The organism is Anaerotignum sp. (genome assembly GCF_031981185.1).
In the GTDB taxonomy this organism is placed as follows: domain Bacteria; phylum Bacillota; class Clostridia; order Lachnospirales; family Anaerotignaceae; genus Chakrabartyella.
Genome location: NZ_DALYUL010000005.1, coordinates 39,528 through 51,714 on the forward strand (window position 1 = coordinate 39,528; position 12,187 = coordinate 51,714).

Here is a 12,187-nt window from a genome sequence, read left to right on the forward strand (position 1 = left end):
GTATGCGGCATCGCAGCAATCGTAGAGAAGGAATTTCAAGGTGGGAGTAAAAAGCTAAGAGAGCTTGGTTATTATGTTGACTCTCTGGCTGTCATTACAAACATTGAGGACGGAAAAATCTATTTCAAAGATTAATACGTCCTTCTTTATGTGATTTTCAAACTATAAGCTTTTTTGTTTTTTGGTTATTTCGCCTTCAAAAAAAAGGGGAGGGCGTTTAACATACCTGTCACTATTTAAAGTATGATGTTTAAAGAAAAGGAGAGGAACCATGAAAAAGTTAACTAAATTTTTGGCGTTGACATTGGCAGTAGCAATGTCTATGGCAGCTTTGGCTGGCTGTGGCGGTAATACTAAGCCCGCAGAGAACGCAGAGGCTCCAGCAGCAGAGGCAACAAAGGTAGGCTTTATCTACATCGGCTCCCAGAACGACGGTGGCTATTCTCAGGCACAACATAATGGCACAAAGGCTGTTCAGGAATATTTTGGCGATAAGGTTGAAACCATTATTGCTGAAAATGTATCCGAAGAAAAGCAAACTGTAAAAACCACAGCAATGAATATGATTGACCAGGGTGCTACCATTATCGTTGGTACAAGCTTTGGCTTCATGGATGCTTTGGATGAATTGGCAACAGAATATCCTGATGTAACATTCTTGCATTTCTCCGGCAACAAAATGAACGACAAAAACTTTGGCAACTACTTCGGTGCCATGGAAGAACCCAGATACCTGACCGGTATGATTGCAGGTATGATGACAAAAACAAATAAGCTGGGCTATGTTGCAGCTTTCCCTTATACAGAAGTACACATTGGTATTGATGCTTTCGCATTGGGCGCTCAGAGCGTAAACCCCAACGCAGAGGTTAAGGTTGTTTACACCAACAGCTGGGGCGATCCCGCTGGTGAAAAAGCAGCCGCTGAATCCTTGTTGGCTCAGGATTGCGATATTATCACACAGCATGCTGACTCCGCAGGCCCTCAGCTTGCAGCAGAAGCAGCTGGCAAGCTTGCAATCGGCTACAACTTAGATAACTCTGAAATTGTTCCCGGTGCTTTCTTGACAGCCCCCATTTGGCACCACGATAAATACCTGGTACCTACCATTGAAAAAATCATTGCAGGCACTTATGTTCCCGAATCTTACTACGGTACAATGAAAGATGGATATGTAGGCCTTGCACCTATGACAGATTTGGTACCCCCTGAAGTTCAGGCTAAGGTAAACGAAGTTGCTGCAAAAATGGAAGCTGGCGAATACCCTGTATTCGTTGGACCTATCTATGATACAGAGGGCAATGTACTGGTTAAAGAAGGCGAAACTCTTGACCGAGCAGGCATCTGGACTGTAATGCAGAGCTTAGTAAAAGGCGTTTCCGCTGTAAACTAAAGGATCAGTACTTCCTTAAGAAAATACTAGGAGAAAAAAATATGGAACCCGTAAAAGCAATCGAAATGAATGGCATTTCCAAGGCTTTTGGGTCCGTTAAGGCGAACGAAAACGTGAATCTCACTGTTTATAACGGTGAGATTCATGCGCTATTAGGAGAAAATGGCGCCGGAAAAAGCACTCTTATGAGTATGCTTTCCGGCATATATACTCCCGATAGCGGCTCCATTTCTATTCTGGGCAAAGAAGTGGATTTTTCCTCCCCCAAGGACTCCATCGCTTTGGGCATTGGTATGATTCATCAGCACTTTAAGCTGGTGGAGGTTATGACGGCAAAGGAAAATATGGTCATGGGAAGCAAGGGCATCGCCTTGCGTGGCAAGCAGCTCACCAAAGAAATGCAAACCATTTGTGATCAATATGGACTGGATATCAGGCCGGATAAAAAGGTTTATGAAATGTCTGTAGGTGAAAAACAGACGCTGGAAATCATAAAGGTGTTGTACCGTGGTGCGAAAATCCTCATCTTGGACGAGCCTACCGCAGTTCTAACTCCGCAGGAAATCAAGCGTCTTTTTGCCATTTTAAGAAACATGAAAGAGCAAGGCTGTGCCGTAGTTATCATTACCCATAAGCTCAACGAAGTTATGGAAATTTCCGACCGTATTACTGTTCTGCGCCGTGGTCAATCCATTGAAACCGTAGCAACCAAGGATGTTGAAGTAAATCGTCTGATTGAAATGATGGTAGGAAAAAAGGTGGATTTAGAGCTGGATAAACCCCATTGCACCCAAGAAAATGCCTTACTTAAGGTGGATGGCCTTTATGTTTCCACAAAGGAAAATAAGCATGCTTTGGAAGATATCAATTTTGATCTGTTTGCAGGCGAAATTTTAGGTATTGCCGGTGTAGCCGGCAGTGGCCAAAAGGAAATTTGTGAAACCATCGCAGGCCTTCTTCCTGCGGAAAAGGGACGTATTTTCTTTGAAAATGCAAATATTTTAGGAAAAAGTCCCAGAGACATTATCCGCTTGGGCATCCGCATGGGCTTTATTCCCGAGGATCGTTTGGGCATGGGTTTGGTAGGCTCCATGGATATGGTGCATAACATGATTCTGCGAGACTACCCCAATCAACCCGGTTTTTTCCTTCATAGAAAAGAAAGCACGAAAAAAGCGGAACGCTTGGTAGAACAGCTGGAAATTTTAACGCCCGGCGTACACCACCCTATCAAAAAGCTTTCCGGCGGCAATATCCAAAAGGTTCTTTTGGGTCGAGAAATCGACTCCAATCCTAAGGTTTTGATTACCGCTTATCCTGCCAGAGGGTTGGATATTGGTGCATCTTATAAAATTTATGATTTATTAAACGAGCAAAAGAAAAAGGGAGTCGGCGTGCTGTTCATCGGCGAAGATTTAGACGTTTTGATGGCCCTTTGCGATAGAATTATGGTATTTTGCGGTGGTAAAATGACAGGTATCGTTAACCCCGAAGAAATTACAAAAGAAGACATCGGCCTTTTAATGGCAGGCGGCGCATTGAAAAAGGAGGTAAAATCATGATTCCCTTGAAAATCACAAAACGAGATGATTTACCCCGTAAAAAAGCAATCCTGATTCGCACCCTGTCTGTGGCCCTTTCCATTGTGTTTGCAGGATTTATTATCGCCCTTTTGGGCTATAACCCGATTACAATTTTCACCTCTATGGTAAAAGGTGCCTTGGGTACTCCTATCCGTATTCAGCAAACCACCCTCAAGGCAATTCCTTTGGTGATAACCTCTTTAGGTATTTTAGTTGCCTTTAAAATGAAGTTTTGGAATATCGGTGGCGAGGGGCAAATTATGATGGGTGCTTTTGCAGCTTCTGCCGTTGCACTGAATTTTGACCTTCCCAGACCATTGATGCTTTTATCCATGGGTGTTGCGGCAATGGTAATGGGTGGTCTTTGGGCTTTCATTCCCGCATTCTTTAAGGCCAAAATGGGTACCAACGAAACCATTTTTACTTTAATGCTAAACTATTTGGCAATCAAATTTGTTACCTATTTGCAGTATGGCCCTTGGAAAGACCCCGCATCTCAAGGTTTTCCCAAAATTGCAACCTTTTCAAATGATGCAATTCTCCCCTCCGTTGGCGGGGTGCATATTGGATGGATCATTGCATTGATCTTAGTGGTTTTGGTTTATATCTTTTTGAACCACACAAAGAAAGGCTATGAAATCTCTGTCGTTGGAGAAAGCATTGAAACTGCACGCTATGCCGGCATGAATATTTCCTCCGTTATCATTATCTCTATGCTCCTTTCCGGTGGTCTTTGTGGTTTAACGGGTATGATTCAGGCCTCCGCAGTGGAGAAAACACTATCCGCTTCCCTTTCTGCCAACTACGGCTTTACAGCGATCATTACAACTTGGCTGGCAGGCTTAAATGCCATTGCCACATTGTTTGTTTGTATCGCCTTTGCCATATTGGTGCAGGGCGGAAACTATATTCAAATCTCTATGCAGGTTCCTGCCTCCGTTGCAGATATGATTCAAGCAATTATTCTGTTCTTCGTGATGGGCAGTGAATTTTTCCTGCAATACAAGGTGCAGTTCCATAAATTTATAAAAGTAAAAAAGGAGGCGAAATAAGATGTTAGTCGGTTTTCTTTCCGCTGCAATCATAGCGGGTACCCCTCTTCTTTTCGCCACCTTAGGCGAAATCTTTTCCGAAAAGGCAGGTCATCTTAACCTTGGTGTAGAAGGTATGATGTATATGGGTGCTATCGTGGGGTTTATTGTTGGCTTAAATACCCATAATCCCCTGCTTGCTATGATAGGTGCAGTTTTATCCGGAGGAATTGGCGCATTGCTATATGCCTTTCTAACCGTATCCCTTCGGGTGAATCAAACGGTTTGCGGCTTGACCCTGACCATTTTCGGTGAAGGCTTTGCCAGCTTCTTAGGCCAGAGAGTTATGGGGTCCATCGTCCCTGGGGATATCAAAAGCTTTTTTGCGCCAAGGCAAATCCCAGGTCTCTCCTCTATCCCTTATATTGGGGAAATTTTCTTCAAGCAAGATATCTTCGTTTACTTTGGTTATATTACCATCATCGCCGCAACCTATTATCTGTTCCGCACCAAAAAAGGCTTGAACCTTCGTGCTGTGGGAGAAAGTGCGGCGGCCGCGGATGCCTCAGGCATTAACGTAACCTTGTATAAATATGTGCATATCCTTTTGGGCGGTGCTTTATGTGGTTTAGGCGGTGCTTATATGTCTCTAGTAACGGTTCCCGTTTGGCAGGAACATATAATCTCCGGACGTGGTTGGATTGCTGTTGCATTGGTAATCTTCGCTTCTTGGAATCCAGTCAAGGCAATGCTCGGGGCATTCTTATTCGGCGGTTTGTCCATTTTAGGGTTCCGTTTGCAGAGCATGGGAATCCAAATTTCCCAATATTTGATTGATATGCTTCCTTATGCGGCAACCATTATCATCGTAATTATCAGTACAAGAAAAAATAAAAAAGAAGATTTGCCTCCTGCTGATTTAACCAATCCTTACTTCAGAGAGGAACGCTAATCATCTAAAAAATATGCCTGTGTTCCTTGATACTTCATCATGGAAACAGGCTTTTTTTAATCCCCTTCTCTTCCAGAATGAACGCCTGTTTCGTCCACCTTCCACAAAAGGATGCAGTTATTTCATATCATTCAACCCTTCCTTCCATACACTGCACAATAGAAATAATCTTGCACAAAAAACTGTGTCTAATTCTGCCTAAAATCCCCGTTTTTACTGTTGAGAAAGGGAATTTGCTTTGTTATGATTAGCGGGTGCGACTTTCTAAGTAGATTTTAATAAACCAAATGTATTTCAGATTCGAGAGGGGATATTAACATGCTGGGCAATTTTGCAGACAGCTTAAAACAAGAGTTCAAAGGATACAACGCTTCCAAAATAACACAGGATTTGATGGCAGGTCTTACCGTTGCAGCAGTGGCCTTACCGTTGGCTCTTGCCTTTGGTGTCAGCAGTGGTGCTGATGCGGCGGCGGGGTTAATCACAGCCATTATTGCTGGTCTGGTCATGAGTAGCTTATCTGGGGGGTATTATCAAATTTCAGGCCCCACAGGAGCAATGGCTGCAATTCTTATGTCTTTGGTGGCTACCTATGGCCTTAATGGGGTTTACATGGCTACCCTGATTGCAGGTATTCTATTGCTTCTTTCCGGCCTTCTGCGCTTAGGGAAACTAACAGCATTTATTCCCGCTCCTGTTATTACAGGCTTCACCTCGGGTATTGCTGTCATTATCGCCCTAGGGCAAATTGATAATTTTTTTGGTACCCATTCTCAAGGTACCTCAGCAATTTCAAAACTATTCAGTTACGCCCACTTAGGCTTTTCTCCAAATTTAACGGCAGTGCTTTTGGGTGCCTTTGTCATAGTATTTATGGTTTTTTTCCCTAAAAAGTGGAGTGCTGTTATTCCTGCGTCCCTTTTAAGTATTATACTTGCCACAGCAGCCTCTTTATTTCTAAAGCTGGATGTTTCCGTGGTTGGGGAAATTCCAAAAACGCTCATCCCCGAAAGTCGTTTGAACTTATCGTCTTTAAACTTAAAAACATTAGGCGAATTAGTAACCCCTGCCTTTAGTATTGCAATTTTAGGCATGATTGAAAGCCTTTTATGCGGTGCCAGTGCAGGCAGAATGACAGGAGTACGCCTAAACAGTAATCAAGAGCTGATTGCCCAAGGTGTAGGTAATATTCTTTTGCCATTTTTCGGGGGCATACCTGCCACAGCCGCAATTGCTCGTACTAGTGTTGCGGTAAAGTCAGGGGCACAAACCCGCTTAGTAGGTATTTTTCATGCCCTAGGACTTCTGGGTTCCATGTTCCTTTTAGCACCTATTATGTCCCAAATTCCGCTTGCCGCTTTGGCTGGGGTGCTTATGGTTACGGCATGGCGTATGAATGAATGGGAATCTATCCATTATATCTTCTCCCATAAATTCAAAGGGGCTATGCTAGAGTTTGTGGCAACCATGGCGGCAACCATTGTGTTTGACCTCACCATCGCAATTTTAGTCGGTGTTGTAATTGGCTTGGTGTTCCTTGTAACTCGTCTTTCCTTTATAGAAATTAATTATGAAGATGTTGATATGCGTCGTATGAATGTAACAGACCCCATTCTTTGCCAACGCTACAGCAATGCGAAGGTGGTTTATATCACAGGCCCCATGATTTTTGCTAATACCCAGGCCATCTCTGATATTGCAGAGAAAGTAACGGGCGCAGATACTGTGCTGTTTTCCATGCGTGGTGTCTCAAATATTGATATTTCCTGCGCACAAGTTTTGCGAGAGCTGATTGAGGGCCTGCGCAGTCAAGGGGTCGATGTTGCCCTTTGCGGTCTTCCCACCCACACCATGAAAATGATGCAGAGAACAGACTTAAAAGAAATCATCGGGGAAGAAAATTTCTATTGGAGCGTTGAACGGGTTCTTATGACAAACCGTGCAAAAGGAAAATTTGCCGCCTGAATCATAGCTTCAATACCTTTAAACTGACGAAAACCAATAGCCCCAAACCTTAGCGTATTTAAAAAGCCTGTTGCTTAGATTTGCAAAACAAATCCCAGATAAGCAACAGGCTCTTTTTATTAAAATATAGTCCTTTTTCAAATAACCATAACTAGTATGTAAAGATAAATAAAGATTATTTTATTTAGGATATGTATTAAAGGTTGAGACAGAATTTATTTTCTAATCCCCATAAATCATTAATGCCCTAGATCATTTAAAAAGCAAACCTTTTCTATCCCGTTGTAAGTCTTTTTCTATGATATTGATACATAGCTCCTCCAAGGCGGCAATGGTGGCAATCCCACAAAGTAGGGATGCCGTAACAGTTATTCCCCCATACACATAAAACAGCGGAAAACAAAACAGTGCTCCTCCCGTTACCTTATTCAAATAAGTATGTAAAAATGCCAGCCCACCATATCGAAAAATCCCTATCACAAAAGTACAACCCTTGATTAGAAAAATACCCCCAATCCAAAACAGTACCCAATGGGGCGCGGCGATATTAGGAAGCAAAGTAAATAGTGCGACAAAAACAAAAATGCAGTCGGCAATACTATCTAATGTGGCCCCTAGAACGGAGATCAGGCCGAGCCTTCGGGCTAAAAATCCGTCTAAGATATCACTTAAGCCGCAAAAAAGATAAAGAGCAAAAAATGAACATGAAAGCGGATCTGTCATTAGCAGAAAAAGTGAAGCAATTATTCTTGTTATCGTAATACTATTTGGTAAAAACTTCATCTTCCACCTCGAACCAATTAGACTAGTTTAAGCCTAGCATATTTTCTTTAATTCTACAAGAACGATAGTCGTTTTAATAATTGTCTGGATTATATGAAGGGCCAATGTTATATATATATCTTTGATATGTCTTACCCCATGAGAATTTTCCAAAGCAAAGAAGTTGCTCATATATACTTCCAATCTTTACTTTCCACATCCTGAAATTTAAAAAATCGTAAGCACCCCTGAAAAAGGAGTACTTACGTAAAAAAGAACTGCTTATTGATTCTGAGGAATATTCGGTATTCCCGCAAAACCTTGCTTCAAATCCTCATCAGAGGGAATATAATCGTTCATTATGCCATCATTGTATTTTTCATAAGCAAGCATATCAAAATATCCTGTGCCTGTTAAACCAAAGAGAATTGTTTTTTCTTCTCCAGTTTCTTTACAATGTAACGCTTCGTCTATTGCTACACGAATTGCATGGGCGCTCTCCGGTGCAGGCAAGATGCCTTCCACCCTGGCAAACAGCTCTGCCGCCTCAAATACTGCCGTTTGCTCCACTGAACGTGCTTCCATCAAACCTTGATGGAACAATTCCGAAACTACAGGGCTCATCCCGTGATAGCGTAAGCCTCCCGCATGGTTTGCAGAGGGGATAAACCCACTCCCTAAGGTATACATTTTTGCCAAAGGTGTGACCATTCCTGTATCACAAAAATCGTAAACATATTTTCCCCTTGTTAAGCTAGGGCAAGACGCAGGTTCTACGGCGATAAAGCGGTAATCTCGTTCTCCTCTGAGCATTTCGCCCATGAAAGGTGAAATCAATCCACCCAGGTTGGAACCGCCCCCTGCACAACCGATAATAATATCGGCAACAACACCGTATTTATCCATAGCAGCCTTTGCTTCAAGACCAATCACAGACTGATGCAATAAAACCTGATTTAATACACTTCCCAAAACATAGCGATATCCTTCTCTGGTCACAGCGGACTCAACTGCCTCAGAAATGGCACATCCTAAACTACCTGTGGTATTGGGGTGCTCTGCTAAAATCTTTTTTCCAACCTCCGTAGTCATAGATGGAGAAGGAGTCACCTTTGCACCATACGTACGCATTACTTCTCTGCGGAAAGGTTTTTGCTCATAAGATACTTTAACCATATATACATCACAGTCCAGACCAAAATATGCACATGCCATAGATAAAGCTGTACCCCACTGACCTGCGCCTGTTTCTGTTGTCACACCAGTAAGGCCTTGTTTTTTTGCATAATATGCCTGGGCAATGGCAGAGTTTAGCTTATGACTGCCACTGGTATTATTCCCTTCAAATTTATAATAAATCTTTGCAGGTGTTTGCAGCTTTTCCTCCAAGCGATAAGCACGTACCAATGGGGATGGGCGGTACATTTTATAATAATCTTGAATCTCCTGAGGAATATCAATATATGTATTGGTGTTATCCAATTCTTGCTCTACCAGCTCTTTACAGAAAACAGGTGCCAATTCTTCTGCCGTCATAGGTTCCAGGGTACCAGGATTCAAAAGAGGTGCAGGTTTTTTCTTCATATCCGCCCGCACATTATACCATTGCTTTGGCATCTCCTGCTCATCCAGATAAATTTTGTAAGGAATCTCATTTTTTTTCATGCTGTTTTCTCCTCTCATTTCGGTGATGTTTTTGTTAGTTGGGAGAAGTGGTTTTCTGCAATAAAAAAGCTCCTGTCCCAACAAATTTCTTTGCAGGGACAAGAGCAAAAATTCGCTCCTGCGGTGCCACCCGGCTTGGTACAATAAAAGTACCCTCTCAATGACATACAAACATATGCCCTCGTTGGTAACGGAGTATCTGCTCCGGCTTGCATACTCATGGTTCTGCGCGCCCTCAGGAGTCCATTCCTCTCAAAAATCCACGCTGCCTTTCCACCCACGGCAACTCTCTGTTGTTTCTTTTTGAAAGTACTCTTCTCCCTCATCGGTTTATTGGATATATATTACGACGAAAATGTATTTTTGTCAATACAAAGAATATTTTTCTACGATTTTTTCACCTTTGAAATTTAATTTCCACATTTTCTAGTGATTTTTTACGATTTTTTTGTGTTTACTACCCAATGTACATTCAGAAAAAATATCTATTTACGCTATTTTCAAGTAAGCTCATTGTAATGAAACGTTTTCTATCCTTTACACAATATAACTGTCCCGTAAGCCAGCAAAACTTTCATGTCTGTTCTTGCCACTGCCTACCTCTATATTATGCGAAAGGGCAGACTGCAAGCGCTGATGTCTGCCCTTCTTGATGGATTTTTCATTCCTCTATCATAATTTGATTTGAGCACCATTTAATACTCAAACGTGGTACTATAAGCTACTTTTAGTATTTTTCAAATCTTGTTCCATATCCACTGTCGGAATCTTCAGCAAAATCTGTCATCCCATCCATACTTTCATAGGAAGGCTGCCAAGCGCTTTGTGCATCCGCCAACTTAAATTTACCCACCTCACTCTGCAAGGTTTGAGCCTGGGCTGCTAATTCTTCACTAGATGCAGAGCTTTCTTCTGCTGTTGCAGCATTTGTTTGTACAACGGCTGAAACCTGTGTTAATCCCTGATTAATCTGTGAAATGGCAGTTGCCTGCTCTGTGGATGCCAATTCAATTTCTTGTATAGAGCTTGCAACCATTGCTGATTGATTAGAAACCTCCACCAGACATTTCAATGTCTCATCTGCAAGCTTTTCACCCTCTGATACCTTTACTGTTGATTTTTCAATCAGCTCAGCAGTCTGTTTTGCTGCTTCCGCAGACTTTGCAGCAAGATTGCGCACTTCATCAGCTACTACGGCAAAGCCTTTGCCCGCATTTCCCGCCCTAGCTGCTTCCACCGCGGCGTTTAACGCAAGGATGTTGGTCTGGAATGCAATGTCCTCCACTAGCTTAGTAATTTTAGATATTTCTTGAGATGAATTTCCAATTTCCATCATTGCTGAACTTAATCGCTGCATGTTCTCATTGCTGTCAGATAATCCCCGCACAGATTGTTCCACATATTCTGTTGCTTTCTGTACGCTGACTGCATTTCGTTCCGCCTGATGGGCAACATTGGTTACTGATGCCGATAGCTGTTCCACTGTTGCCGCCTGCTCTGTCGTACCCGAGGATAAGGCTTGTGCTCCTGCAGACACCTGTTCTGCCCCTATACTAACCTGATCTGCAGTATCATGAATCAGCATCATCGTTTGATTCAAACTACTAACAATATTTTCCATAGACTGCTTAATTGCTTCAAATTCACCGGGATACTGACTTTGCGCCTGGGCCGTTAATTTCCCATTTTCAATTTCTTTCAAGAAATGTGAAATGTCGCTAATTATATCTCTGAAACTTTCTACCATTTGATTAATTTTCATTGCAATAAGACCCATTTCATCCTGACGATGCACGGAAAGGTCAATATTCAAGTTGCCTTCCGACATTTTTTCAATTGCCGTAACCACCTCTTCAATGGGCTTTGTGATCCTTGATGCAATTCTTATTGTAGCCAGTATAGAAATCAAAAGTGCAAAAATTCCTAATCCCATTGTGCTTATTGCCGCTGTTTTTACACCGGACATAAATTCCGACTCCAGTGCTGTTACATTGACAGACCAGCCATTTGTACCGTTAATGGGTGTAAAGGAACCAAACTTCTTATCACCCTTCCAAACATAGAAGCCAAAGCCGCTTTTGCCCTGTGTCATTTCTGTTTCCAGTGCCGCAACTTCTTTATAAAGTTTCGGGTCTTTTATCACCTCATCAAGATTATTTTGTTTCTTCTGCACCAACGAAAAGTCCTTATGGGCCATTTTTACCCCTTGGTTATTTAAAATATAAGTACTTCCTGTTTCTCCAATTTGTACGCCCGCAATAATCTCTTCAAAAACCGAATATGGAATTTTTATCATAACAACTGAATTTTTGTATGAATGCCCGAACTCAAAATAAACTTCTTCACCCTCTACAATTGCATCAGATAAAAAACTCTGCCCGCCTATGGCTTTCTGAAAAACTGCATCTTGGGCATAGTTATTCTTGCCATTATAAGAAACACCATTGGCATCAGTAATATCCATATCTAGCAAATTATATTTTGATGAAATCGTCTGTAAGTACGATGATAAATTCAGCGCACTTGAATTCTCTTTGTACAAAATTGCTGATTCAGACACAATCACATACTGATCAAGCTGTTCTGTAATTTTATCTGCAATTAACTCAGAAGTTTCCCTCATTGTTTTCTGCAAGGATACTTCCGTAGACTTCCTCGTAAAATATACAGAACTTACAGACAAAGCTGTAATGAGTAACAAAAGTGCAATTGCAACAAAGGTAATTAACTGCGCCTTAATCCCCCTTTGTTTAACCGTCTTTTTCCTCATCCGATACATCCATCCTTGCTTTTTTAAATTCTCCATTCCCTTTCCCTCCGTCATCTTAAGTGATAT

8 protein-coding genes and 1 other annotated feature are annotated in these 12,187 nt (G+C 42.0%); of the genes, 5 read left to right on the forward strand and 3 right to left on the reverse strand.

Translation table 11 applies throughout. The annotated features are described in order from the left end of the window. Window positions 1-271 precede the first annotated feature (271 nt). The 5 genes from RTK36_RS03895 (at window position 272) to RTK36_RS03915 (ending at window position 6,924) form a co-directional block, all read left to right on the forward strand. Window positions 272-1,393, forward strand: a complete 1,122-nt coding sequence (locus RTK36_RS03895; protein WP_312044542.1) for a BMP family ABC transporter substrate-binding protein — start codon at window positions 272-274, stop codon at window positions 1,391-1,393. Between the two features lie 41 nt (window positions 1,394-1,434). Next, the gene (locus RTK36_RS03900; RefSeq protein WP_312044544.1) at window positions 1,435-2,955 is read left to right on the forward strand and encodes an ABC transporter ATP-binding protein; all 1,521 of its coding nucleotides are present in this window, start codon (window positions 1,435-1,437) and stop codon (window positions 2,953-2,955) included. Then, window positions 2,952-4,028 (forward strand): ABC transporter permease, encoded by a 1,077-nt coding sequence (locus tag RTK36_RS03905; RefSeq protein WP_312044546.1) that lies wholly within the window; start codon window positions 2,952-2,954, stop codon window positions 4,026-4,028. The genes RTK36_RS03900 and RTK36_RS03905 overlap by 4 nt, the downstream gene beginning before the upstream one ends. Before the next feature lies 1 nt (window position 4,029). Continuing rightward, window positions 4,030-4,959 carry an ABC transporter permease gene (locus RTK36_RS03910; protein WP_312044548.1) on the forward strand — a complete coding sequence of 310 codons (930 nt, stop codon included), beginning with the start codon at window positions 4,030-4,032 and terminating at the stop codon, window positions 4,957-4,959. 318 nt (window positions 4,960-5,277) lie between these two features. After that, on the forward strand, window positions 5,278-6,924 hold the full coding sequence (locus tag RTK36_RS03915; RefSeq protein ID WP_312044550.1) for a SulP family inorganic anion transporter: 1,647 nt from the start codon (window positions 5,278-5,280) through the stop codon (window positions 6,922-6,924). A 252-nt stretch (window positions 6,925-7,176) separates the two neighbouring features. Here RTK36_RS03915 and RTK36_RS03920 read toward each other — a convergent pair whose 3' ends face one another. The 3 genes from RTK36_RS03920 to RTK36_RS03930 all read right to left on the reverse strand — a co-directional run bounded on the left by RTK36_RS03920 (window position 7,177) and on the right by RTK36_RS03930 (window position 12,157). Then, window positions 7,177-7,707, reverse strand: a complete 531-nt coding sequence (locus RTK36_RS03920) for a CDP-alcohol phosphatidyltransferase family protein (RefSeq protein WP_312044552.1) — start codon at window positions 7,705-7,707, stop codon at window positions 7,177-7,179. A gap of 261 nt (window positions 7,708-7,968) precedes the next feature. Next, entirely contained in the window at window positions 7,969-9,351 is a 1,383-nt protein-coding gene (locus RTK36_RS03925; protein WP_312044554.1) for a TrpB-like pyridoxal phosphate-dependent enzyme, read from the reverse strand. A 91-nt stretch (window positions 9,352-9,442) separates the two neighbouring features. Continuing rightward, window positions 9,443-9,686: a binding site (T-box leader), on the reverse strand. Window positions 9,687-10,078: 392 nt separating this feature from the next. Continuing rightward, entirely contained in the window at window positions 10,079-12,157 is a 2,079-nt protein-coding gene (locus RTK36_RS03930) for a methyl-accepting chemotaxis protein (RefSeq protein ID WP_312044557.1), read from the reverse strand. Between the last annotated feature and the right edge of the window lie 30 nt (window positions 12,158-12,187).